This window comes from Microbacterium sp. zg-Y625 (assembly GCF_030246925.1).
Lineage (GTDB): Bacteria > Actinomycetota > Actinomycetes > Actinomycetales > Microbacteriaceae > Microbacterium > Microbacterium jiangjiandongii.
This window is the reverse complement of the sequence record NZ_CP126740.1, coordinates 1262016-1284585: the sequence shown is the minus strand read 5'-3', so window position 1 is coordinate 1284585 and position 22570 is coordinate 1262016. Positions and strand designations below refer to the sequence as shown.

Genomic DNA, 22570 nt, shown 5'->3' with positions numbered 1-22570 from the left:
GCCGTTCACGCTACCCCGAGTGCGCGGGCGATGACGAGCAGCTGCACCTCGGTGGTCCCCTCCCCGATCTCGAGGATCTTGCTGTCGCGGTAGTGGCGGGCCACGGGGTACTCGTTCATGAATCCGTTGCCCCCGAAGATCTGCGTGGCGTCGCGGGCGTTGTCCATCGCCGCCTCACCCGAGACGAGCTTCGCGATGGCGGCCTCGGTCTTGAACGGGCGCCCCGCATCGCGCAGGTGCGCGGCCCGCACCCACGCCAGCCGCGCCGTGTGCACGCGGGCCTGCATGCGCGCGAGGGTGAACTGGATGCCTTGACGGGTCGACAGCGCAGCCCCGAACACCTGCCGCGTCGCGGCGTAGTCAAGCGCCGCCTCGAGGCATCCCTCCGCCGCTCCGGTCGCGAGGGCCGCGATCGCGATGCGCCCCTCGTCGAGGATGTGGAGGAAGTTCGCAAACCCCCGCCCCTCCTCGCCGAGCAGGTTCTCCTCGGGCACGCGGCAGTCGGCGAAGGTCAGCGGATGCGTGTCGGACGCGCGCCACCCCGCCTTGTCGTACGCCGGTCCGACGGTGAAACCGGGCGTGCCGCTGGGAACGATGATCGTGGAGATCTCGGGCCGGTCGCCGCGACGCCCCGTGACGGCGGTGACGGTGACGAATCGGGTGATGGGCGTGCCGGAGTTGGTGATGAACTGCTTGCTGCCGTCGATCACCCACCCCCCGCCGTCGCGCCGGGCGGTGGTGCGGGTGGCGCCGGCATCCGATCCCGCCTCGGGCTCGGTGAGCCCGAAACCCGCCAGCGCCCGGCCCGTCAAGAGGTCGGGCAGCAGCTCCGCCCGCTGCGCGTCGGTGCCGAAGCGGAACACCGGCATGGCGCCGAGGGACACCCCCGCCTCGAGCGTGATCGCGATGGACTGGTCCACGCGCGCGAGCGCCTCGATCGCGAGCCCGAGGGCGAGGTAGGTGCCGCCCTGGCCGCCGACCTCCTCGGGGAAGGGCAGGCCGAACAGCCCCATGTCGCCCATCTGCGCCACGACGTCCATGGGGAGCGTGTGCGTGCGATCGGCCTCGTACGCGACCGGGGCGACGACGTCGTCGGCGAAGGCGCGCACCATGCGGGCCAGCTCGATCTCGTCGTCCTCCAGCGCGTACGAGCTCAGGTCGACGGGTCCGGTCATGGGGTCTCCTCCTCGGGGTTCGCGGGGTCCTCGTGCACCTCGGCGAGCACCTCGTCACGGCGCACCTGCGCGCCGACGCCGACGAGCATCCGCGCCGCGCCATCGTGGGGCGCCGTCACGGTGTGCTCCATCTTCATGGCCTCGATGGTGACCAAGCGCGACCCGGATGCCACCCGGTCGCCGTCCTGCACGTGCACGGCCACGACGGTCCCCGGCAGGGGCGCCCGCACGTGCGGCGCGGCGGGCGCATCGACGCGTGCGCGCGCCGCCCGGCTCCGCTCGGACGCGTCGCGGCGGGTCACCGGCCGCAGTCGATGGGTGGCCCCGGCCAGGTGCACCCACACGTCGCCGGCGCCGTCCCGGGCGAGGGTCGCACAGGTGCGCGGCGCGGCGCCGGCGGGGTCGGGCACGGATGCCGCGACCACCGACCCGCCCTCGGTCTCGAAGCGCGCGTGGCGCGGTGCCCGGCCGCCGCCGAGTCGCCAGCCGTCGCGGCGACCCCAGGGCGTCCCCGCCACGGCACCGTCGCCACCGCCGTCGGCGAGCGCGTCCGCGGCTGCGGCGAGCGCGTCCGCGGACGGCTCGGGAACCGCCAGCGGGGGCAGGGCGTCGATGATGTGCGTGTCGAGGCGTCCGTCCTGCACGGCGGGTTCGGCGAGGAGTGTCCGCAGGAAGGCGATGTTCGTGTCGACCCCCAGCACGACGGTGTCGGCGAGCGCCGCGTCCAAGAGGTCGAGCGCCTCGCGTCGGTCGGCGCCGAGGGCGATCACCTTCGCGATCATGGGGTCGTAGTGGCTCGTCACGATGCTGCCGGTCTCCACAGCGGCATCCACCCGCACGCCCTGCGGCACCCGCCAGGAGACGACCTCGCCGGTGGCGGGGAGGAATCCGCGCGCGGGGCTCTCGGCGTACACGCGCGCCTCGATGGCGTGCCCCTCGAGGCGCACATCGTGCTGCGCGAACCCCAGCGGCAGGCCCGCCGCCGCGCGCAGCTGCTCGGCCACCAGGTCGACGCCGGTGACGAGCTCCGTCACCGGATGCTCCACCTGCAGCCGCGTGTTCATCTCGATGAAGAAGAACTCGTCCGGACGGTCGGCGGCCATGAGGAACTCCACCGTGCCCACCCCGAGGTAATCGACGCTCGCCGCGGCCCGGCAGGCCGCCTCACCGAGTCGCCGGCGCGTCGCCGCGTCGACCGCAGGCGACGGCGCCTCTTCGATCACCTTCTGGTGGCGCCGCTGCAGCGAGCACTCGCGCTCGCCGAGGTGCACCACGGTGCCGTGCGCATCGGCGACCACCTGCACCTCGATGTGGCGCGGGCGCTCGACGAGGCGCTCGAGCAGCAGCGTGTCGTCGCCGAACGCGCTCGCCGCGACCCGCCGCGCGGCGGCGAGCGCATCGGGCAGGTCCGCGGGCTCCCGCACGATCTGCATGCCCTTGCCCCCGCCGCCGGCGGAGGGCTTGACCAGCAGCGGGAACCCGTGGGTGTCCGCGGCGGCGCGGATGGCGGCATCCGTCATGCCTGCGGCACTGAACCCGGGCACGACCGGCACCCCGTGAGCGGCGACGTGCGCCTTGGAGCGGATCTTGTCGCCCATGACGTCGAGGGCGTGCGGGGCGGGCCCGACGAACACGATGCCGGCGGCTGCGCACGCGCGGGCGAACGCCGCGTTCTCGGAGAGGAACCCGTACCCGGGGTGCACCGCCTGGGCGCCGGTGCGGCGGGCGGCGGCGATCACGGCGTCGATGTCGAGGTAGGACTGCGAGGCCGGCGCCGGCCCGAGCCGCACGGCGACGTCGGCCTCGCGCACGTGCGGAGCGTCGGCATCGGCGTCGCTGTAGACGGCGACCGAGCGGATGCCGAGGCGGCGGAGCGTGCGGATGACGCGCCGGGCGATCTCGCCGCGGTTGGCGACGAGCACGGTGTCGAACAGGGTCGTGGTCATGTCACATCCGGAAGAGGCCGAAGCCTGGGGCGGGGAGGGGTACCCGGGACACGACGTCGAGGGCCAGCCCCAGCACGTCGCGGGTGTCGACCGGATCGATGACCCCGTCGTCCCAGAGGCGCGCCGTGGCGTAGTAGGGGTCGCCCTGCGTCTCGAACTGGGCGCGCACGGGGGCTTCGAAGGCGGCCCGCTCCTCGGCCGACCACTCTTCGCCGCGCGCGGCGAGCTGGTCGGCCTTCACCGTCGAGAGGACTGACGCCGCCTGCGCGCCGCCCATGACCGAGATGCGGCTGCCCGGCCAGCTCCACAGGAACCGGGGCGAATAGGCGCGGCCGCACATCGAGTAGTTGCCGGCGCCGAACGATCCGCCGACCACGACGGTGAGCTTGGGCACCCGCGTCGTGGCGACGGCGGTGACCATCTTGGCGCCGTCCTTGGCGATGCCGGCGGCCTCGGCGTCACGGCCGACCATGAACCCGGAGATGTTCTGCAGGAACAGCAGCGGGATGCCGCGCTGATCGCACAGCTCGATGAAGTGGGCGCCCTTGAGGGCCGATTCCCCGAAGAGCACCCCGTTGTTGGCGAGGATGCCGACCGGATGGCCGTGGATGCGGGCGAACGCGGTGACCAGCGTCGTGCCGTACTCCCGCTTGAACTCGTGCACGCTGCCGGCGTCGACGAGGCGGTCGATGACCGCGTGGGCGTCGTACGGAACGTTCACGTCCACGGGTACGACGTCGTACAGCTCGTCGGCGGGCGCCGCGGGATCGGCGGGTTCGTGCACCTGCCATGCCGGCGGTGCGGGCGGCGGCAGGGTCAGCACGATGTCGCGCATGATCTCGAGGGCGTGCTCGTCGTCATCGGCGAGGTGGTCGACGACCCCGGAGCGCCGGGCATGCAGCTCGCCGCCACCGAGCTCTTCGGCGGTGACGACCTCGCCGATCGCCGCTTTCACCAGCGGCGGGCCACCGAGGAAGATCGTGCCCTGCCCCCGCACGATCACCGTCTCGTCGCTCATCGCCGGCACGTAGGCGCCGCCGGCCGTGCAGGAGCCCATCACGGCTGCCAGCTGCGGGATGCCGGCGGCCGAGAGCCGGGCCTGGTTGAAGAAGATCCGCCCGAAGTGGTCGCGGTCGGGGAAGACCTCGTCCTGCAAGGGCAGGAACGCTCCCCCGGAATCGACGAGATAGAGGCAGGGCAGCCGGTTCTCCAGGGCCACCTCCTGAGCACGCAGGTGCTTCTTCACGGTGAGGGGGAAGTAGGTGCCGCCCTTGACGGTGGCGTCGTTGCACACCACCATCACGTGGCGCCCGTGCACGAGCCCGATGCCGGCGATGACACCGGCGGCAGGGGCCTGGCCGTCATAGAGGCCCTCCGCGGCGAGCGGGGCGAGCTCGAGGAACGGACTGCCCTCGTCGAGCAGTCGGTCGATGCGCTCCCGCGGCAGCATCTTGCCGCGTGCCAGGTGACGCGCGCGCGCCGCTTCGCCCCCGCCGTCGGCCACCTTCGTCAGGCGCGCGCGCAGTGCGGCGGCGAGGTCGCGCTGCGTGTCCTCAGCGGCCGGAACCGGGGCGCGTGCGGTCATGCTGTCTCCGTCGACGTCACGATCGCGTCACACACGTTGTCGGCGGGCGACGCGCATGGTTAGTTTTCACTAACCGGGGCTTCAGGTTAGCGAGGATTAACTGAGATGACAACGGGACCGACCGACCGAGAAAGAGCCAAAGCCGACCGCCACGCGTCGCTGCTGCGGGAAGCCTCGCGACTGTTCGCGCAGCGGGGGTTCGCCGGCGTGAGCCTCGAAGACCTGGGCACCGCCGTGGGCATCACCGGTCCCGCGGTGTACCGCCACTTCCCCAATAAGCAGGCCCTCCTCGGGGCGATCCTGGTGGACGTGAGCCGCACCCTGCGCGACGGCGGCGGGGCGGTCGTGGCCGCGGGGCGCACGTCCCACGACACCCTCGATGCGCTCATCGCGTTCCACGTCGATTTCGCCCTCACGTCGGCGGACGTCATCCGCGTGCACGACCGGGAGCTCGCCAGCCTTTCCGAGGCCGACCGCCGCACGGTGCGGCGCCTGCAGCGCGAGTACGTCGAACTGTGGGTCGTCGTGCTCGACGGCCTGCGGCACACCATCCCGGCAGCCGCGCTGCGCGTGCGCGCTCATGCGTGCTTCGGCCTCATCAACTCCACCCCCCACAGCCTGCAAGCGGCGCGCGACAGCATCGGCGACGCCGAGCTCCGCGACATCCTGCGGGCGATGGCGCGGGCGAGCCTCATGGCCTGACGGTACGGCACCCGGCGTCACCGCAGCAGCAGCGCCCGGCCCGGCTGGCGCAGCACTGCAGCGACGTCGGCGACGAACCGTGCTCCCTGCTCGCCGTCGACGAGCCGGTGGTCGAACGACAGGCTGAGGGTCAGCACCTCTCGAAGCGCGACCTGACCCTCGTGCTCCCACGGCAGCCGCCGCACGCTGCCGAGCGCCAGGATCCCGGCCTCCCCCGGGTTCAGGATCGGGGTGCCGGCATCGACGCCGAACACCCCCACGTTCGTGATCGAGAACGTCCCGCCCGACAGCGCCGACGGCTCGGTGCGGCCGGCACGCGCCGTCTCGGCCAGCGCCACGATCGCGTCGGCGAGCTCGACGAGCGTGAGGGCGCCGGCATCCTTGATGTTCGGCACGACCAGCCCGCGCTCGGTGGCCGCGGCGATGCCGAGATGCACGCGTCGGAACTGCACGATCTCGTCGTCCCGCCATCGCGCGTTGAGCATGGGGTGGTGCGCGAGCGCCAGGCAGGCGGCCTTGGCCGCCACGGCGAGGATTCCGATGCGGTGCCCTGCGAGCCGCCGGTCGTCCCGCAGCTCGCCGAGGAGCCGCATCGTCTCGGTCACATCCACGGTCAGGAACACCGTCGCGTGCGGCGCGGTGAAGGCGCTCTGCACCATCGCCTGAGCCGTGAAGCGACGGACGCCGCGCACGGGGATGCGGGTGACGTCGTCATCGGCTGCGGCGGCCGGAGCGGGCACCGCCGGCCCGGGCGTCGCGGCCGCGGGCGCCTCGGCGACACGCTCGGCGAACTGCTCCACGTCGGCGCGGGTGATGAGGCCCTCGCCGCCCGTCGGGGTCACCAGGCGCAGGTCCACCCCGAGGTCCTTCGCGAGCTTGCGCACCGGCGGGGTCGAGCGGGGACGCTCGCCGAAGGGCGGCTCCGGCTCGAGCGCCCGCACCGCGTCGTGGGGCGCGTCGGCGACGACCTCCGCCTCGAGCGTCGTGCGGCCGGCAGCGGCGCGTCTCCGGCGCTGGGGACGGCCCCCGGATGCCGGTGCGGCGCCGTAGCCGACGAGGTGCGGCTGGGGCGCTTCAGCCGCTTCGGCGGCGTCGTCGGCCGGGGGGCTCGCGGGCGCGTCGAGCTCGAACGAGACGATGACGCTGCCGACGGCGATCACGTCGCCCGCCGCGGCGTGCAGGGTGGCGACCCGGCCGGCGTGGGGCGACGGCAGCTCGACCACCGCCTTGGCCGTCTCGACCTCCGCCAGCACCTGGTTGAGCGCGACCTCTTCACCCTCGGCGACGAGCCACTGCACGAGCTCCGCCTCGGGGAGCCCCTCCCCCAGGTCGGGCAGCCGGAACCCCGAGATCACTGCGCCGCCCCCGCGAGGCTATGGGGTCGGTCGAGCACGCGGTCGACGGCGTCGAGGATCCGGTCGAGGTCGGGCAGATGGTGCCGCTCGAGCTTGGCGGGCGGGTACGGGATGTCGTGGCCGGTGACCCGCAGCGGCGGCGCTTCGAGGTGGTGGAAGCAGCGCTCGGTGATTCCCGCAGCCACCTCCGCCCCCACTCCCGCTTCCCCGGGGGCCTCGTGGGTGATGACGGCCCGACCGGTGCGACGGACCGATGCCGCGATGGTGTCGTAGTCCACCGGCGACAGCGACCGCAGGTCGATGACCTCCAGCGACACCCCGTCGTCGGCGGCGGCCTCCGCAGCCTCCAGCGCGGTCGCGACCTGCGCTCCGTAGGTCACCACGGTCGCGTCGCGTCCGGGGCGGACCACGCGGGCCAGGCCCATCGGCGGGGCGTCGGCGAGCGGGGCGGCGAGATCGACCTCGCCCTTGACGTGGTACAGGCGCTTGGGCTCGAAGAAGACGACCGGGTCATCGCACGCGATCGCCTGGCGCAGCATGAAGTGGGCATCGGACGGGTTCGACACCGCGACGACCCGCAGGCCCGATGTGTGCACGAAGTACGCCTCGGGCGACTCGGAGTGGTGCTCGGCCGCGCCGACGCCGCCGGCCCAGGGGATCCGCACCGTCAGCGGCATCCGCACCGCCCCCCGCGTGCGGTAGTGCAGCTTCGCCACCTGGCAGACGATCTGGTCGAACGCGGGATAGACGAAGCCGTCGAATTGGATCTCGACGACCGGGCGGAACCCGCGGTACGCCAGCCCCACCGCCGTGCCCACGATGCCGGACTCGGCCAGCGGGGTGTCGATCACCCTGCCGGCCCCGTGCGTCGCGAGCAGTCCGTCGGTGATGCGGAAGACGCCGCCCAGCGTGCCGACGTCCTCCCCCATGATGAGCACCGAGGGGTCCTCCGCCAGGGCGCTCCCCAGCGCGGCATTGAGCGCCTTGGCCATCGTGAGCTCGGTCATGACGCACCCTCCTCGAACCCGTCGAGGTACGCGGCGTAGGCGCGGCGCTCCGCCTCGAGTGCGGCGTGGGGCTCGGCATACACCTCGTCGAAGATCGTCAGCGGGTCCCGCGTGCGGTACGACAGGCACACCTCCCGCACGTCGGCGGCCAGCCGGTCGGCGTCGGCGGCGATGTCCGCCGCAGCCTCGTCGTCCAGCGCCCCCCGCGCGCGCAGCAGCGCGTGCACCCGGGCGATCGGGTCGCGGCCGCGCCACCGCTCGAGCTCCGCCGGGTCGCGGTAGCGCGTGGGGTCGTCCGCGGTCGTGTGGGGACCCATGCGATAGGTGACCGCCTCGATGTACGCGGGCCCCGCCCCACTGCGTGCGCGCTCCAGTGCCCAGCGCATGGCGCCGAAGCAGGCGAGCACGTCGTTGCCGTCCACGCGCAGACTCGGGATGCCGAAGGCGGGCGCCCGCGCGGCCAGCGGCGTGCGGGACTGCACGCGCACCGGCTCCGAGATCGCCCACTGGTTGTTGGAGCAGACGAAGACCACAGGGGCGCCGAAGGACGCGGCGAACACCATGGCCTCGTTCACGTCGCCCTGGCTCGAGGCACCGTCGCCGAAGTAGGCCACAGCCACGTCGTCGGTGGCGACGCCACCGAGCGCCTCCGCGCGCTGGATGCCCATCGCGTAGCCGACGGCGTGCAGGGTCTGCGCGCCGATGATGATCTGGGGGCCGGCCGTGCGGCGGGCGAACGGGTCGCCCATCGACTGCTCCTCGCCGCGCCAGACCTGGATCAGCTCCGTCGGCGTCGCGCCCCGCACCAGCTGCACGCCGGACTCGCGGTAGCTCGGAAAGACGAAGTCGGCCGCCCGCAGGGCGCGCGCGGTGCCGATCTGCACCGCTTCCTGCCCCTCGCAGGGCGCCCACAGGCCGAGCTGGCCCTGCCGCTGCAGGGCGACGCCCTCGCGGTCCAGGCGTCGCGTACGCACCATGTCGCGATAGAGGCCGACGAGGACGTCGTCACCCACCTCGTGCAGCCACGGTTCCAGCGTCGCATCCGCGACCCGTTCGCCGTCGGGGGTGATGACCTGCGCGACGGGCCCCATGTCGGTGCCGGGATCCGCGGTCGTGCTCGGGAGATACGTCATCGTCGCCTCCGTCCCGGCGCCCCTCGTGAGGACCCCGTCGGTTCCGCGCCGGCCTCGTCGCCGGCTGCCGCGAGCGTACGTCGACACAGCACCTAGCTCAAGCACAAGCCGCGATCTTGAGCATCTTGCGCATGTCGACCCGCGGGTCGCGTGCTAGCGTTTCGCACTATGAGCACCCTGGACCACGTCGACCTGGCCCTGTTGGACGCCCTGGCGGACGACCCGCGCGAAACCGTCGTGGCGCTGTCCGAGCGCCTCGGGCTCTCACGCAACACCGTGCAGGCGCGCATGGGCAAGCTCGACCGCGCCGGCGTCTTCCTCTCCTACGAGCGGGCGATGGCGCCCGCCGCCCTCGGCTTCCCCCTCGAGGCCCTGCTCAGCGTGGTCGTCCGACAGGCCGACCTGCCGCGGATCACCGCCCAGATCTCCGAGATCCCCGAGGTCATCCAGGCTCACGGGATCAGCGGCGCGATCGACCTCGTCGTGCGGGTGGCCGCCCGCGACACCCAGCACCTGTTCGACATCGATGCACGCATCCTCGCGATCGAGGGCGTGGAGCGCTCCGAGACGTCGCTGGTGATGGAAGAGGTGATCGGCTACCGCGTCCGGCCGCTCATGGAGCTGGCCCGCGGCGAGGCGTGACGCCTCGTCAACGCCTGTCCGGCGCCGCCGCCACCCTCACGCGGGGCGTGGCATCCATCCGCACCAGAACGACGCCGACGAGGATGAGCGCTCCTCCGGCGAACTGCACGGGCGCCGGCGCCTCGCCCAGGAAGAGCCAGGCCATCATCAGCGTGAACAGCACCTCCGACAGTCCGACGAAGGATGCCACGCGCGCGCCGATGCGCGGCACCGCCACCACGCCGAGCGCGTAGCCGAGACTCGTGCCGATCGCACCCACCCACGCCAGCGGCATCCACCACGGCACCTCGACGCCGTCCAGCACCACGCTCACCTCAGGAGCGGCGAACGGCAGGATGCCGGCCAGGAGCAGCACGCCGATGAGCGCTGTTCCGATCAGCAGCCCGCCGGACGCCAGCGCCAGCGGCGGCAGTCGGTCGCCGCTGCGCTCGGCGATCGCGAAGTAGACGGCGGTGCACGTGGCCGCACCCAGCGCGAACAGCGTGCCGAGCAGGTCGAAGCGCGCACCGGTGAGGTCCACGACCAGCACGAGGCCGGCCATCGCCACGAGAGAGCCCCCGAGGACGAGCCGCGAGGGAGCGCGGCGGCTGCGCGCCCACACCCAGATCACCAGCAGCACCGGCGCGAAGTACTGGATGAGCAGGGCCACGGCCACCGGCATCCGCTGCATCGCCGCGAAATAGAACAGTTGGCAGCCGGCCACGGCGGTGAGCCCGAAGGCGACGATGATGCCGCCGTGTCTGCGCAGGAACCCGCGCTCGCGGCGCACCGCCTGCAGGAGCGCCGGCGAGAGGACGAGGCCGGCGAGCCCCATCCGCACCAGCAGCACAGCCCCGAGCGACCAGCCCGCTTCCAGCAGCGGCTTCAGGAAGGGACCGGAGAAGGAGAACGCCAGAGCCGAGGCCACCGCGATGACGAGTCCCGAGGTCGCCACGCGCGGAGGTCTGGCGACGGCGGAGGACAGCAGTACAGTACGTGTGCTCATGCTCCGCCTGTCAGGGGTGTGGTGTGATTCACTGGTGACAGTACGCCCACCGACGTCAGGGGTCAATGTGCTCTTCGCTCGTGACACGACGCAAGCTCTCGCGGCGGCCGTCGACCTCGTCAACACGCTGCCCGCGACCGCCACTGACGGCGCCGATCGCCTGGTGGACAGAGCGGATCTGCAGCGGTTCCTGCAGGTGCACCGCTATACGGGATCCTTCACGGGCGACCAGCGCGAGCTCGACGCGGTGCGCGCCATCCGCCCCCGCCTGCACGAACTCTGGCTGGCCGACCGCACGGCCGCCGTGCCGCTGGTCAACGGCATGCTCCGCGACGGTCACGCCCTGCCGCAGCTGGTGATCCACGAGGGCTACGACTGGCACATCCACGCCACCCGCGACGACGCGACGTTCGCCACGCGCGTCCTGGTGGAGACGGCGATGGCGTTCGTCGACGTCATCCGCCTCGATGCCTACGAGCGGGTGCGCATCTGCTCCGCCGACGACTGCCTGTCGGTGTACATCGACTACTCCAAGAACGGCTCGAAGCGGTACTGCGACACCGGCAACTGCGGCAACCGGATGAACGTCAACGCGTACCGTCGGCGGAAGGCTGCAGAAACCGCCTGATCGCCGCCGCCGCCGGCTGCGGCGTCTCGTAATGGATGAGGTGTCCGACGCCCTCGATCTCCACCAGCCGCGCATCGGGGAAGAGGGTCGCCAGGTGCCGCTCCGCCGCGATGGGCGTGATGTCGTCCTGGACGGCCGCCACCAGCAGGGTCGGCTGATCGATCGCCGGCGCGTAGGCGCGGATGTCGTTGGAGACCGACGCCAGGAACGCGTCGTGCAGCACGTCGCGATCGGCGAACCGCGAGAAGTACGTGTCGTGCTGATCGTGCACGAAGCGGCGCAGCGCCCGGTCGCGGGTCTTGGCCATCGACATGCTCATGACGCGCACGATGAGGCGGCTGCGCAGCACCGCATCGCCGACCGGGCGCGGCAGCCGGGCGCCGGCCCAGTAGTAGAAGACCGCCAGGCGGGTGAGGATGCCGCGGGGGCCTTCGAGCGCCGGGGCGCCGATCGGGTTGACCAGGATGACCCGCGGGGTCTCGAGGCCCCCGGCGACGGCCGCGGAGACGACGATCGACCCGAACGAGTGCCCGAGGATCACCGCCCCGGGTGCGGTCGCGGCAACGAAGTCGGTGAGCCACGCGGCGTAGGCGGCCAGATCGTGGCGGCGACCGGGCAACGGTGCGGTCTCGCCGAATCCGGGGAGGTCGGGCATGAGCACGCGGATGCCGTCGAGGTGGGCGACCACCGGCTCCAGGCCGTGGTGCTCGCCGCGGAAGCCGTGCACCGCCACGATGGTGTGCTCCGCAGTGGCGGGGCCGTACTCCCAGTAAGCGGTCGTTCCGCCTTGCACCGCGACCTCGTGTCGGCGCACCGGAATGCGGGCGAGGGAGTCGGCGTAGGGGTGCAGGGCGGTCACCCCTGAAGTCTACGAGGCGGCGACGGAGCGCCTGCCCGCCGATGTCGGCGCCCGGCTCTAGCGTTGTGGACATGACGATGTGGCAGCCCGAGCCGCTTCTCGGCTTTCCCGAGCCCGCGCGCATTCCGGCGTGGACGCGCCTTGTCGGCGTGTTCGATCTCGAGACGACCGGCGTCGATGTCGAGAACGACCGCATCGTCACCGCCCACGTCGGCGTCATCGACGGCTCCGGCGCGGTCGTGCACGCCCGCGACTGGCTCGCCGACCCCGGCATCGACATCCCCGAGGGGGCGACGGCGGTGCACGGCATCACGACGGCGCACGCCCGCGCCGAGGGCCGGGCCGCTGCCGAGGTCGTCGCCGACGTCGTGCAGATGCTGCGGGGACTGTTCGCCGCCGGCATCCCGGTGGTCGCCTACAACGCGTGCTACGACTTCTCGCTGCTCAAGTACGAGGCCGTGCGTCACGGCATCCGTGCCCTCCGCTCGCCCGGACCCATCATCGATCCGCTCGTCCTCGACAAGGCCCACGACCGGTACCGCCGCGGCAAGCGCACCCTCGAGGCCGTCGCCGCGCATTACGCCGTGCCGCTCGAGGGCGCGCATGACGCGTGCGCCGACGCCGTGGCTGCCGGACGGGTCGCGCAGGCCCTCGCCGAGCGGTTCGGGCCGCAGCTGCCGCCCACGGCGCAGGAGCTCCACACGCAGCAGATCGGCTGGGCGCGGGCGCAGGCGGCGAGCCTCACCGAGTACTTCATCAAGGTCGGCCGGCTCGACCCCGATGACAGCCTCGACGGCAGCTGGCCGGTGCGCTGACCGCCGCAACGACGAAAAGGCCCCGCCGAAGCGGGGCCTTTCGTGTGCGGCGACTTACTTGGTGCCGAAGTTCTTGAAGCGCTGGTTGAACTTCTCGACGCGACCGGCCGAGTCCATGATGCGCTGCTTGCCCGTGTAGAACGGGTGCGAAGCCGACGAGATCTCGACGTCGATGACGGGGTACTCGGCGCCCTCGAACTCGACGGTCTTGTCGCTGGTGACGGTCGAGCGCGTGAGGAACAGTTCTCCCGAGCCCAGGTCGCGGAACACGATGGGGCGGTAGTCGGGGTGGATGTCAGTCTTCATGAGGTGTCCTTGAGGTGGTGCCCTGGATTTTGCCAGAACGGTCAAAGTCTGCGGTGCGAATGCACCAAGGAACGATTCTATCAGCCTTGCGGCACAACGCGTACCGCGGCTCGACGGCGGGTCAGGCCGAGGCCGCCTCGGCGCGGGCCGAGTAGCGCCCGGCCTCTTCGTGCAGCGCGATCTGCATGCCGAACGCCTCGGTGAGGTTCTGCGCGGTGAGGGTCTCGGCGATCGGGCCGGCGGCCACCACCCTGCCCTCCCGCAGCAGCATCACGTGGGTGAATCCGACCGGGATCTCCTCCACGTGGTGCGTCACCATCACCATGGCGGGCGTCGTCGGCGCCTGCGCGTAGCCGCTCAGCAGGGCCAGCAGCTCCTCGCGGGCACCGAGGTCCAGGCTCGCGGTCGGCTCGTCCAGCAGCAGCAGCTCGGGGTCGGTCATCACGGCGCGGGCGATCTGCACCCGCTTCTGTTCGCCGTCCGACAGCGTGCCGAAGGTGCGATCGGCCAGGTGATCGAGCTTCCACTCGGCGAGCACGCGCAGGGCGCGGCGCTCGTCGATGTCCTCGTAGGCCTCGTTCCAGCGCCCCATGACGGCGAAGGCCGCCGTCAGCACGACGTTGAGCACCGTCTCCTCCGGCGGCACGCGCCGGGCCATGGCCGACGAGGCGAAGCCGATGCGCGGGCGCAGCTCGAACACGTCTGTGCGGCCGAGCCGCTCCTCCAGGATCGTGACGACGCCCGACGTCGGGTGCATCAGCGTCGCGGCGAGCTGCAGCAGGGTGGTCTTGCCCGCGCCGTTCGGCCCGAGGATCACCCACCGCTGGTCGTCGGTGACGGTCCAGTCGACATGGTCGACGATGTCCCGGGCATTCCGGCGGACGACGACGTCGGAGAACTCGAGAACCTCAGCCATGCGCCCAGCCTATCGGCCGCCGCCGGTGACCTCGGCGTACAGCGCGGCCGTCGTGTCGGCGATCGCCTGCCAGCTGAACGCCTCCGCGGCGCGGGCGCGCCCGGCGCGTCCGTAGGCGGCGGCGCGCTCGGGGTCGGAGACGACCTCGGTGAGCACGGCGGCGAGGTCGGCGACGTACCGCTCCGGGTCGGTCGGCGTGCCGGTGCCGTCCTGCACCTGTTCGATCGGCACAAGGCGCCCCGTCACACCGTCGACGACCACCTCGGGGATGCCGCCGGTCGCGGTGCCGACGACGGCCGCACCGCACGCCATCGCCTCGAGGTTCACGATGCCGAGCGGCTCGTAGACCGACGGGCAGACGAAGGTCGTCGCGGCCGACAGCAGCGTGCACAGCTCGTGGCGCGAGAGGTGGCGGTCGATCCAGACCACACCCGAGCGGGTCTGCTGCAGGCCGCGCACGAGTTCCTCGACCTCCGCCATGATCTGCGGGGTGTCGGGCGCTCCCGCGCACAGCACCAGCTGCACCTCCGGCGGCAGCAGGGCGGCGGCGCGCAGCAGATACGGCAGGCCCTTCTGGCGCGTGATGCGGCCGACGAAGACGACACTCGGCCGCGCGGCATCCACACCCAGCTCGGCGAGCAGCTCCGGGTCAGACACCGGATGCCACGCGTCGACGTCGATGCCGTTGTAGATCACCCGCACCTTCTCGGGGTCGAGCTCCGGGTAGCTGCGCAGGATGTCCTGGCGCATGCCCTCACTGACGGCGACGATGGCCGCGGCCCCCTCGTAGGCGGTCTTCTCGACGTAGCTCGAGATGGCGTACCCGCCGCCGAGCTGCTCGGCCTTCCAGGGCCGCAGCGGCTCGAGCGAGTGCGCCGTGACGATGTGCGGGATGCCGTGCAGGAGCGAGGCCAGGTGTCCGGCGAAATTCGCGTACCAGGTGTGGCTGTGCACGACGTCGGCGCCGGCCACGTCGCCGACGATCTCGAGGTCGGTGCCGAGCGTCTGCACGGCCCCGTTGGCGGATGCCAGCTCCGCCGGCACGCCGTAGGACGTGGTGCCCTCCTCGGCGCGGTCGGCCCCGAACGCGCGCACCCGCACGTCCAGCTGCGACCGCAGCGCCTTCACCAGTTCGGTGACGTGGACGCCGGCCCCGCCGTAGATCTCCGGCGGGTATTCCTTCGTGACGATGTCTACGCGCATGCCACGAACGCTAGTACAGCGCAAGTGCTCGTGCATTGCTGGCAGGCCCCCATCGGTGGCCATAGTGTTGAGCCATGCCTACGACGCCGAAGGTCTTCGGAATCATCCTCGCCGGCGGCGAGGGAAAACGCCTCATGCCCCTGACCGCCGACCGCGCGAAGCCCGCCGTGCCGTTCGGGGGCCAGTACCGGCTGATCGATTTCGCCATCTCCAACCTCATCAACTCGGGCCTTCGGCAACTGGTGGTGCTCACCCAGTACAAGTCGCACAGCCTCGACCGCCACATCTCGCAGACGTGGCGCATGTCGGCGCTGCTGGATTCGTACGTCGCCTCGGTGCCCGCGCAGCAGCGACTGGGCAAGCGGTGGTTCTCGGGCTCCGCCGATGCCATCCTGCAGAGCCTGAACCTCATCAACGATGAGAAGCCCGACATCGTCGTGGTGGTCGGCGCCGACCACGTCTACCGCATGGACTTCCGCCAGATGCTCGACGCGCACATCGAGTCCGGCAACAGGGCGACCGTCGCCGGCATCCGTCAGCCGATCTCGATGGCCAACCAGTTCGGCGTCATCGACGTGACCGCCGACGACCCCACGAAGATCAACGATTTCCTTGAGAAGCCGCAGGACCCGACGGGTCTCGCCGATGCGCCCCACGAGGTGCTCGCCTCCATGGGCAACTACATCTTCGACGCCGACGCCCTCATCGAAGCGGTCCAGGCCGACGGCGAGGTGCCGACGTCCAACCACGACATGGGCGGCGACATCATCCCCTACTTCGTCAAGCGCGGCGAAGCGGGCGTCTACGACTTCAAGCGCAACGAGGTCCCCGGCTCCAACGATCGCGACCGCGACTACTGGCGCGACGTGGGGACGATCGACTCGTTCTTCGACGCCCACATGGATCTCATCTCGACCCTGCCGGTGTTCAACCTGTACAACACCGACTGGCCGATCCACTCGCAGACGGTCAACTCGCCGCCGGCGAAGTTCGTGCGCGACTCGGTCGGTCGCATGGGCAACGCGATCGACTCGATCGTGTCGCTCGGCTCCGTGCTGTCGGGCACGCACCTCGAGCGGAGCGTCGTGGGCCCGTGGGCGCTGACCGGCGGCGGCTCGACCATCACCGACTCTGTGCTGTTCGATCACGTCGACATCGGCGCGGGGGCACGCGTGCACCGGGCGATCCTCGACAAGAACGTGCGACTGCTCGACGGCGCGACGGTCGGCGTCGACCGGGCGCGGGACCTGTCGCGCGGCTTCACCGTGACCGACTCCGGCATCACGATCGTCGGCAAGAACGCGGTCGTCGAGCGCTGACGCGGCGGGCGCGCGGCGCGCGATAGCGTGGAGGCGTGCTGCCTGCCCGCTTCCTCGTCGTGTTCGACGCCGACTCCACGCTCATCCGCAACGAGGTCATCGAGCTCATCGCCGATGAGGCGGGACGCGGCGCCGAGGTGGCCGCGGCCACCGAAGCGGCGATGCGCGGCGAGGTGGACTTCGCGGCGAGCCTGCGCTCCCGTGTGGCCCAGCTGCACGGGGTGCCGGTGGCATCCTTCGCCCGCGTGCTCTCACGCGTGGAGCCCACGCCGGGAGCGCGGGAGCTGATCGACGCCATCCACGCCCGTGGCGGGATCGCGGCGGTCGTCTCCGGGGGGTTCCACGAGATCCTCGACACCGTCGCACCGGCCCTCGGCGTCGACCTGTGGCGGGCCAACCGCCTGCACGCCGCAGACGGGTCGCTCAGCGGGGTGGTCGACGGCGACATCGTGGATGCCGCAGGCAAGGCCGCGGCGCTGCGGGAATGGGCCACCGGCCACGGCGTGCCGCTGTCCCGCACCATCGCGATCGGCGACGGCGCGAACGACCTGCAGATGATGGCCGCCGCCGGCCTCGGCCTGGCGTTCAACGCCAAGCCCGCCGTGCGGGCGCTGGCCGACCTCGTGATCGAGCGGGTCGACCTGCGGGAAGTCATCCCGCTGCTGCCCTGAGCGGGCCCCGGGCGTGTCGGGTGTCGGGGGTGCCGAGTAGCCTCCGGGCATGGACGTCATCCTCATCCCCGGACTGTGGCTCGACGCGTCGTCGTGGGACGACATGCTTCCCGCGCTGCGCGCGGCCGGCCACTCCCCCCGCCCGCTGACGCTTCCCGGCGTCGGCGCTCCGGCGGCCGACAGCGCCGAGATCGGCATCGCCGACTGGGTCGACGCGGTCGTCGCCGAGATCGACGCGGCGTCGGGCCCCGTCGTGCTCGTCGGTCACAGCGGCGGTGGCAACGTCGCCTGGGGCGCGGCCGACGCCCGCCCCGAGCGGGTCGCCCGTGTGGTCTTCGTCGACACCGTGCCCCCACCCCACGGCGGCACCATCTCGGAGTTCGACACGGTGGACGGGGTGGTGCCCTTCCCGGGCTGGGACTTCTTCGACGACGACGACGTCGCCGATCTCGACGCCCCGACGCGGGCGGCGACCGCGCAGCGCACGCGGAGCGTTCCGGCGCGCGTGCCGACCGATCCGCTGGCACTCACCGACGGGCGGCGGCACGCGGTCCCCGTGACGATCCTCTCCGGGGCGTTGAACGCGGAGACGCTTCCGGGGGTGATCGCCGAATGGGGCGCCTTTGCGGACGAGTCGCGGCGATCCACGACGCGCAGGTGGTGCACCTCGGCAGCGGTCACTGGCCGCAGTTCTCACAGCCCCAGTCGTTCGCCGACGCTCTCGTACGCGCCATCTGACGTGTCGGTGCGGAGTCAGTGCCCCATGCCGAGGCCGCCGTCGACGGGGATCACCGCGCCGGAGATGTAGGCCGCATCGTCCGAGGCGAGCCAGGCGACCACTCCGGCCACCTCGGCGGCCGTCGCGAACCGGCCCGCGGGGATGTTGCGCTTGTACTCCGCCTGGGTCTCTTCGGGCAGGGCCGCGGTCATATCGGTCTCGATGAACCCGGGAGCGACGACGTTGGCCGTGATGCCGCGGCCGCCGAGCTCGCGCGTGAGGGACCGCGCGAAGCCGACAAGACCGCTCTTGGAGGCGGCGTAGTTGATCTGACCCGCCGAGCCGTAGAGGCCCACGACGCTGGAGATGAGGATGACGCGACCCCAGCGGGCGCGCAGCATGCCCTTCGACGCGCGCTTGACCGCCCGGAACGTACCGCCGAGGTTCGTGGCCACGACGGAGTCGAAATCATCCTCGGTCATGCGCAGCAGCAGCGTGTCCTTGGTGATGCCGGCATTGGCGACGACCACCTCGACGGGGCCCAGCTCCCGCTCGACCTCGGCGTACGCGGCATCCAGCGACGCGGAATCGGTCACGTCGGCGCGCACCGTGAGCGATCCCTGCGGACCCTCGCCCGAACGGGCGGTGACGGCGACCCGGTGACCGTCGGCGACGAAACGCTCGGCGATCGCGCGGCCGATGCCACGGTTGCCTCCGGTGATGAGGACGACGCGTGCGGTGGTCATGAAGCTCCCTGGATGGTGCGGACGTGCGGCGGCCCCAGCCTAGTGCGGCCCCCGTTTGACACCCGCGGCACGGCACTGGGACGCTGGGGTCTACCCGCGAGGAAAGGCGAGACGTTGAGCACCCCCGACAACACACCCCCGGCCGGCGAGACCAACGAGCCGGCAGCGCCGACCCCTCCCCCGTACACCGCGCCGGCTTACACGCCGCCGCCCGCATACAGCCCCCCGCCGGCCGGGGCCCCGTACGCCGCGCCGCCGGCGCAGCCGCCGTACGCCGCACCCGCGCCCTACGGCCAGCCCGGCGCCGAGCAGCCCTCGTACAGCGCTCCCGGGTATCCGCCGGCTCCGCCCGCGTCGTACGGCCAGGCTCCCTACGGCCAGGCCCCCTACGGCCAGGCCCCCTACGCCGGCGCCTACGGCTACGCCGAGCCGAAGACCAACCTGCTGGCGATCCTCTCGCTCGTCGCCAGCCTCCTGGGCATCATCGGGGTGCTGCCGCTCATCGGCTCCGTCGCCGGCGCCGTCCTCGGCCACATCTCCCTGCGGCAGATCCCGAAGACCGGCGAGAAGGGCCGGGGCCTGGCCCTGGCCGGCACGATCATCGGATGGGTGGGCATCGGCCTGGCCGTCCTGCTCATCCTGCTCCTCGTCTTCATCTGGCTCGCGAGCGTCAGCTCGCTCACCAGCACGTACTGACACGGGCTCCGGCCTGCGCCACCCGGCGTAGGCTGGAGGGACCGTGAAGAAGTCGACCAGAGCGCAGACTGCGACCTCGCTTCCCGCCGCGCCGCGCGACGAAGCGGCGTCGCGGATGACCAACTACTTCATCACGATGGGCGTGCGCGTCACGTGCTTCGTGCTGATGGTCGTCGTCACGCCGTACGGCTGGTACACCGCGGTGTTCGCGCTCGGGGCGATCGTGCTTCCCTACATCGCCGTCGTCCTCGCGAACGTCGGCAAGGACACGCGCCCGACGGCGCCGGAGAACCCCGGTCGCGCCCTGACCGGAACCGCGTCGACGCCGCCGACACCGCCATCCCGCCCGACCGTGATCCGCCTGGACGAACAGCGCCCCACCGAGCCCGGAGAGCCGACGTGAACGAAACCATCTGCTCGCGCGCAGGATGCCGCGCCGACGCTCGGTGGCTGGTGGTCTGGCGCAATCCCCGCATCCACCCGGAAGACCGCCGCAAGCGCTGGGCCGCGTGCGATGAGCACGTCGGCTACCTGCGCGACTACCTCACCGCGCGGGACTTCCCGGTGGCGGTCGAGCCGCTGACCGCGGCGGCGACGCAGTGAGCCGGCGTCCTGCGCCCACCGCCGTCCGGTGGGCGGGATACGTCGCCGTCGCCGTGGTCTTCGCGATCGCCTGCGCCTACCTCTCGCACTGGCAGTTCGCACGCGGCGAAGAGCGCTCGACGCAGCTCGAGCTGGTGGAACGCAACTACGACGCTCCCGCCGTGCCACTGGCGGAGCTGATCCCCGCCGACGACGGGATGGATCCCGGCGACCAGTGGCGCCCCGTGACGCTCGTCGGCGAGTACGACGTCGACAGCCAGCTGCTCGTGCGCAACCGGCCGCATGGGGGCACCGCCGCCTTCGAGGTGCTGGTGCCGTTCCACACCGACGACGGGCGCGTTCTGCTCGTGGACCGGGGGTGGGTGCGCCCCGGCGCCGACCAGCCCGATCCCGACCACGTCCCGGCGGCCCCTGAGGGCCCGGCGACGGTGGTCGTGCGGCTGAAGGCGGGCGAGATGCTGCCGTCCTCGGGACGGTCGGCTCCCGAGGGCCAGGTGGCCACGATCCACCTTCCCCTCATCGCCGAGCTCATCGACGGCGGCGACGCCCTCATCGACAGCGCGTACGGACTCATGGTCAGCGAGGACCCCGCACCGGCGGAGGTGCCGAACGCCATCGCTTCGCCCTCGGAGGATCCCGGGCCGCACCTCTCCTACGCGATCCAGTGGATCCTCTTCGCCGTGATGGGCTTCATCTTCATCGGGTACATGATCCGCACCGAGCTTCGCGTCCGCCGCGAGGAGGCCGCCGATCGCGCCGAAGCGGCAGCGCGCGCCGGTGAGGACGTCACGGGACGCCGGCCCGTCCGTCGGCCGCGCCCCCCGAAGCGGCGCCGCGACCGCGACGCCGAGACCGAGGACGCGCTGCTGGACCGCGCGGGCGGCTGACGCCCTGCTCCGCCCCGCTCGCGGTGCGAGCCGCGGACGGGTCGTGGAATCCCGCGCTCAGGCGAGGGTGATGAGGTCGGCGTAGTCCCGGCCCCAGATGTCCTCGACGCCGTCCGGCAGGATGAGCACCCGCTCCGGGTTGAGCGCGTGCACCGCACCCTCGTCGTGCGAGACCAGCACGACCGCGCCCTCGTAGTGCGACAGGGCGTCGAGGATCTCCAGACGCGACGCGGGGTCGAGGTTGTTGGTCGGCTCGTCGAGCAGCAGCATGTTGGCGCTCGAGACCACGAGCGTCGCGAGCGACAGCCGCGTCTTCTCGCCGCCCGAGAGCACCGCCGCGGGCTTCAGCACGTCGTCGCCGGTGAAGAGGAACGACCCCAGCACCTTGCGGGCCTCGGTCGCCGTGATGTCGGGGGCGGCCGACATCATGTTTTCCAGCACCGACCGCGTGACGTCGAGGTTCTCGTGCTCCTGCGCGTAATAACCGATCTTCAGCCCGTGCCCGGGCTCGAGCTGCCCGGTGTCGGGCTTGTCGACACCCGCGAGAATGCGCAGGAGGGTCGTCTTTCCGGCGCCGTTCAGACCCAGCACGACCACCTTCGAGCCGCGGTCGATGGCGAGGTCGACGTCGGTGAAGATCTCCAGCGACCCATAGGACTTCGACAGTCCGGATGCCATGAGCGGCGTCTTGCCACACGGCGCGGGCTTGGGGAAGCGCAGCTTCGCGACGCGGTCCTCCTGGCGCACATCGTCCAGGCCCGCGAGCATCTTCTCGGCGCGGGCGACCATCTGGTGCGCGGCGGCGGCCTTCGACGCCTTGGCGCCGAACCGGGCGGCCTGCTGCTGCAGCACGGTGGCCTTCTTCTCGACGTTGGCGCGCTCCTTCTTGCGGCGCTCCTCGTCTGCGACCCGCTGGCGCAGGTAGTTCTTCCAGTTCATGTTGTAGACGTCGATGACCTGGCGGTTGGCATCGAGGTAGAACACGCGGTTGACCGTCTCGCCGACGAGCTCCACGTCGTGGGAGATGACGATGAGACCGCCCTTGTAGTTCTTCAGGAACTCCCGCAGCCACACGACGCTGTCGGCGTCGAGGTGGTTGGTCGGCTCGTCGAGGATCATCGTCTGCGCGTCGGAGAAGAGAATGCGCGCCAGCTCGATGCGGCGACGCTGCCCGCCCGAGAGGGTCGACAGCGGCTGGTCGAGGATGCGGTCGGGCAGCGACAGGTTGTGCGCGATCGTCGCGGCCTCGGCCTCGGCCGTGTAGCCCCCGAGCGCCTCGAAGCGCTCGGTGAGATTGCCGTACCGCTTCATGGCCTTGGCCGCGGCATCCGCATCATCCGACGCCATCGCGAGCGAGGCCTCGTGCATGCCGATCGCCAGCGAACCGAGTCCCCGCGCGTCGAGGATGCGCGTGCGGGCGAGCATCTCGGGGTCGCCCGAGCGCGGATCCTGCGGCAGATAGCCGAGTTCCCCGCTGCGCTCCACCCTGCCGTCAGCCGGGAGGAGGTCGCCGGCGAGCACCTTGGTGAGCGTCGTCTTGCCGGCGCCGTTGCGGCCGACCAGGCCGACTTTGTCTCCATCGGAGACGCGGAAGGAGACGTCGGACATCAGCACGCGGGCGCCTACGCGGATCTCGAGGTCGTGCACGGCGAGCACAGCGAACGTCCGTTCTT

Annotated in this window: 24 protein-coding genes; 11 read left to right on the top strand and 13 right to left on the bottom strand. The window is 71.8% G+C overall.

The genetic code is table 11. From position 1 onward, the window contains the following. Positions 1–5 precede the first annotated feature (5 nt). The 3 genes from QNO14_RS05815 to QNO14_RS05805 are packed head-to-tail and all read right to left on the bottom strand — an operon-like array spanning position 6 to position 4706. On the bottom strand, positions 6–1175 hold the full coding sequence (locus QNO14_RS05815; protein WP_257505929.1) for an acyl-CoA dehydrogenase family protein: 1170 nt from the start codon (positions 1173–1175) through the stop codon (positions 6–8). Then, on the bottom strand, positions 1172–3121 hold the full coding sequence (locus QNO14_RS05810; RefSeq protein ID WP_257505928.1) for an acetyl/propionyl/methylcrotonyl-CoA carboxylase subunit alpha: 1950 nt from the start codon (positions 3119–3121) through the stop codon (positions 1172–1174). Before QNO14_RS05810 ends, QNO14_RS05815 begins: the two co-directional genes overlap by 4 nt. Before the next feature lies 1 nt (position 3122). Then, a complete protein-coding gene (locus tag QNO14_RS05805; RefSeq protein WP_257493662.1) occupies positions 3123–4706 on the bottom strand; it encodes a carboxyl transferase domain-containing protein in 1584 nt (527 codons plus the stop codon). Positions 4707–4811: 105 nt separating this feature from the next. Here QNO14_RS05805 and QNO14_RS05800 point away from each other — a divergent pair, with 105 nt between their 5' ends. Beyond that, positions 4812–5408: a TetR/AcrR family transcriptional regulator gene (locus QNO14_RS05800; protein WP_257493663.1), complete on the top strand. Its 597-nt coding sequence runs from the start codon at positions 4812–4814 to the stop codon at positions 5406–5408. A 17-nt stretch (positions 5409–5425) separates the two neighbouring features. Here the strand turns inward: QNO14_RS05800 and QNO14_RS05795 are convergent, their stop codons facing one another. From QNO14_RS05795 to pdhA, 3 genes are read right to left on the bottom strand one after another with little or no spacing between them, the layout of a single operon-like run. Further along, entirely contained in the window at positions 5426–6763 is a 1338-nt protein-coding gene (locus QNO14_RS05795) for a dihydrolipoamide acetyltransferase family protein (RefSeq protein ID WP_257505925.1), read from the bottom strand. Beyond that, positions 6760–7770, bottom strand: coding sequence for an alpha-ketoacid dehydrogenase subunit beta (locus QNO14_RS05790; protein WP_257493665.1), 1011 nt, complete (start codon positions 7768–7770; stop codon positions 6760–6762). The genes QNO14_RS05795 and QNO14_RS05790 overlap by 4 nt, the downstream gene beginning before the upstream one ends. After that, positions 7767–8903 (bottom strand): pyruvate dehydrogenase (acetyl-transferring) E1 component subunit alpha, encoded by a 1137-nt coding sequence (gene pdhA, locus QNO14_RS05785; protein WP_257505923.1) that lies wholly within the window; start codon positions 8901–8903, stop codon positions 7767–7769. The genes QNO14_RS05790 and pdhA overlap by 4 nt, the downstream gene beginning before the upstream one ends. A gap of 168 nt (positions 8904–9071) precedes the next feature. Here pdhA and QNO14_RS05780 point away from each other — a divergent pair, with 168 nt between their 5' ends. Beyond that, positions 9072–9545, top strand: coding sequence for an Lrp/AsnC family transcriptional regulator (locus QNO14_RS05780; RefSeq protein WP_257493667.1), 474 nt, complete (start codon positions 9072–9074; stop codon positions 9543–9545). Between the two features lie 7 nt (positions 9546–9552). On the opposite strand, the gene QNO14_RS05775 is transcribed toward QNO14_RS05780, so the two are convergent. Further along, positions 9553–10530, bottom strand: coding sequence for an EamA family transporter (locus tag QNO14_RS05775; RefSeq protein WP_257505922.1), 978 nt, complete (start codon positions 10528–10530; stop codon positions 9553–9555). A gap of 67 nt (positions 10531–10597) precedes the next feature. On the opposite strand from QNO14_RS05775, the gene QNO14_RS05770 reads away from it, so the two are divergent. Further along, on the top strand, positions 10598–11158 hold the full coding sequence (locus tag QNO14_RS05770) for a CGNR zinc finger domain-containing protein (protein WP_257493669.1): 561 nt from the start codon (positions 10598–10600) through the stop codon (positions 11156–11158). Here QNO14_RS05770 and QNO14_RS05765 read toward each other — a convergent pair. Then, positions 11118–12017 (bottom strand): alpha/beta fold hydrolase, encoded by a 900-nt coding sequence (locus QNO14_RS05765; protein ID WP_257493670.1) that lies wholly within the window; start codon positions 12015–12017, stop codon positions 11118–11120. The genes QNO14_RS05770 and QNO14_RS05765 overlap by 41 nt on opposite strands. A 71-nt stretch (positions 12018–12088) precedes the next feature. On the opposite strand from QNO14_RS05765, the gene QNO14_RS05760 reads away from it, so the two are divergent. Next, on the top strand, positions 12089–12832 hold the full coding sequence (locus QNO14_RS05760; RefSeq protein WP_257493671.1) for an exonuclease domain-containing protein: 744 nt from the start codon (positions 12089–12091) through the stop codon (positions 12830–12832). Positions 12833–12886: 54 nt separating this feature from the next. Here QNO14_RS05760 and QNO14_RS05755 read toward each other — a convergent pair whose 3' ends face one another. The 3 genes from QNO14_RS05755 to glgA form a co-directional block, all read right to left on the bottom strand. Then, positions 12887–13138 (bottom strand): type B 50S ribosomal protein L31, encoded by a 252-nt coding sequence (locus tag QNO14_RS05755; protein ID WP_257493672.1) that lies wholly within the window; start codon positions 13136–13138, stop codon positions 12887–12889. A 121-nt stretch (positions 13139–13259) separates the two neighbouring features. Next, positions 13260–14054 (bottom strand): ABC transporter ATP-binding protein, encoded by a 795-nt coding sequence (locus tag QNO14_RS05750; RefSeq protein ID WP_257493673.1) that lies wholly within the window; start codon positions 14052–14054, stop codon positions 13260–13262. A gap of 9 nt (positions 14055–14063) precedes the next feature. Then, positions 14064–15257: a glycogen synthase gene (glgA, locus tag QNO14_RS05745; protein ID WP_257493674.1), complete on the bottom strand. Its 1194-nt coding sequence runs from the start codon at positions 15255–15257 to the stop codon at positions 14064–14066. A 74-nt stretch (positions 15258–15331) separates the two neighbouring features. Between glgA and glgC the strand changes: the two genes are divergently transcribed. From glgC to QNO14_RS05730, 3 genes are read left to right on the top strand one after another with little or no spacing between them, the layout of a single operon-like run. Further along, positions 15332–16576, top strand: coding sequence for a glucose-1-phosphate adenylyltransferase (gene glgC / locus QNO14_RS05740; protein ID WP_257493675.1), 1245 nt, complete (start codon positions 15332–15334; stop codon positions 16574–16576). Positions 16577–16611: 35 nt separating this feature from the next. Continuing rightward, the gene (serB, locus tag QNO14_RS05735; RefSeq protein WP_374113945.1) at positions 16612–17247 is read left to right on the top strand and encodes a phosphoserine phosphatase SerB; all 636 of its coding nucleotides are present in this window, start codon (positions 16612–16614) and stop codon (positions 17245–17247) included. A gap of 49 nt (positions 17248–17296) precedes the next feature. Continuing rightward, entirely contained in the window at positions 17297–18055 is a 759-nt protein-coding gene (locus QNO14_RS05730) for an alpha/beta fold hydrolase (RefSeq protein WP_306814777.1), read from the top strand. Here the strand turns inward: QNO14_RS05730 and QNO14_RS05725 are convergent. Next, entirely contained in the window at positions 18001–18711 is a 711-nt protein-coding gene (locus tag QNO14_RS05725; RefSeq protein WP_257505921.1) for a beta-ketoacyl-ACP reductase, read from the bottom strand. The two genes, QNO14_RS05730 and QNO14_RS05725, sit on opposite strands and share 55 nt — an antisense overlap. A gap of 114 nt (positions 18712–18825) precedes the next feature. On the opposite strand from QNO14_RS05725, the gene QNO14_RS05720 reads away from it, so the two are divergent. From QNO14_RS05720 to QNO14_RS05705, 4 genes are read left to right on the top strand one after another with little or no spacing between them, the layout of a single operon-like run. Continuing rightward, positions 18826–19407 (top strand): DUF4190 domain-containing protein, encoded by a 582-nt coding sequence (locus tag QNO14_RS05720; protein ID WP_257493678.1) that lies wholly within the window; start codon positions 18826–18828, stop codon positions 19405–19407. 43 nt (positions 19408–19450) lie between these two features. Continuing rightward, positions 19451–19810 (top strand): DUF3099 domain-containing protein, encoded by a 360-nt coding sequence (locus QNO14_RS05715; protein WP_257493679.1) that lies wholly within the window; start codon positions 19451–19453, stop codon positions 19808–19810. Next, on the top strand, positions 19807–20010 hold the full coding sequence (locus QNO14_RS05710) for a hypothetical protein (protein WP_257493680.1): 204 nt from the start codon (positions 19807–19809) through the stop codon (positions 20008–20010). Before QNO14_RS05715 ends, QNO14_RS05710 begins: the two co-directional genes overlap by 4 nt. Beyond that, positions 20007–20897, top strand: coding sequence for an SURF1 family cytochrome oxidase biogenesis protein (locus tag QNO14_RS05705; RefSeq protein ID WP_257493681.1), 891 nt, complete (start codon positions 20007–20009; stop codon positions 20895–20897). Before QNO14_RS05710 ends, QNO14_RS05705 begins: the two co-directional genes overlap by 4 nt. A gap of 57 nt (positions 20898–20954) precedes the next feature. Here the strand turns inward: QNO14_RS05705 and QNO14_RS05700 are convergent, their stop codons facing one another. After that, a complete protein-coding gene (locus QNO14_RS05700; protein WP_257493682.1) occupies positions 20955–22553 on the bottom strand; it encodes an ABC-F family ATP-binding cassette domain-containing protein in 1599 nt (532 codons plus the stop codon). Positions 22554–22570 lie beyond the last annotated feature (17 nt).

Coding starts and splice junctions, on each gene's coding strand:
- QNO14_RS05815 (WP_257505929.1), bottom strand. CDS start 1,175: ATGACCGGACCCGTCGACCTGAGCTCGTACGCGCTGGAGGACGACGAG.
- QNO14_RS05810 (WP_257505928.1), bottom strand. CDS start 3,121: ATGACCACGACCCTGTTCGACACCGTGCTCGTCGCCAACCGCGGCGAG.
- QNO14_RS05805 (WP_257493662.1), bottom strand. CDS start 4,706: ATGACCGCACGCGCCCCGGTTCCGGCCGCTGAGGACACGCAGCGCGAC.
- QNO14_RS05800 (WP_257493663.1), top strand. CDS start 4,812: ATGACAACGGGACCGACCGACCGAGAAAGAGCCAAAGCCGACCGCCAC.
- QNO14_RS05790 (WP_257493665.1), bottom strand. CDS start 7,770: ATGACCGAGCTCACGATGGCCAAGGCGCTCAATGCCGCGCTGGGGAGC.
- pdhA (WP_257505923.1), bottom strand. CDS start 8,903: ATGACGTATCTCCCGAGCACGACCGCGGATCCCGGCACCGACATGGGG.
- QNO14_RS05780 (WP_257493667.1), top strand. CDS start 9,072: ATGAGCACCCTGGACCACGTCGACCTGGCCCTGTTGGACGCCCTGGCG.
- QNO14_RS05775 (WP_257505922.1), bottom strand. CDS start 10,530: ATGAGCACACGTACTGTACTGCTGTCCTCCGCCGTCGCCAGACCTCCG.
- QNO14_RS05760 (WP_257493671.1), top strand. CDS start 12,089: ATGACGATGTGGCAGCCCGAGCCGCTTCTCGGCTTTCCCGAGCCCGCG.
- QNO14_RS05755 (WP_257493672.1), bottom strand. CDS start 13,138: ATGAAGACTGACATCCACCCCGACTACCGCCCCATCGTGTTCCGCGAC.
- QNO14_RS05750 (WP_257493673.1), bottom strand. CDS start 14,054: ATGGCTGAGGTTCTCGAGTTCTCCGACGTCGTCGTCCGCCGGAATGCC.
- glgA (WP_257493674.1), bottom strand. CDS start 15,257: ATGCGCGTAGACATCGTCACGAAGGAATACCCGCCGGAGATCTACGGC.
- glgC (WP_257493675.1), top strand. CDS start 15,332: ATGCCTACGACGCCGAAGGTCTTCGGAATCATCCTCGCCGGCGGCGAG.
- QNO14_RS05730 (WP_306814777.1), top strand. CDS start 17,297: ATGGACGTCATCCTCATCCCCGGACTGTGGCTCGACGCGTCGTCGTGG.
- QNO14_RS05725 (WP_257505921.1), bottom strand. CDS start 18,711: ATGACCACCGCACGCGTCGTCCTCATCACCGGAGGCAACCGTGGCATC.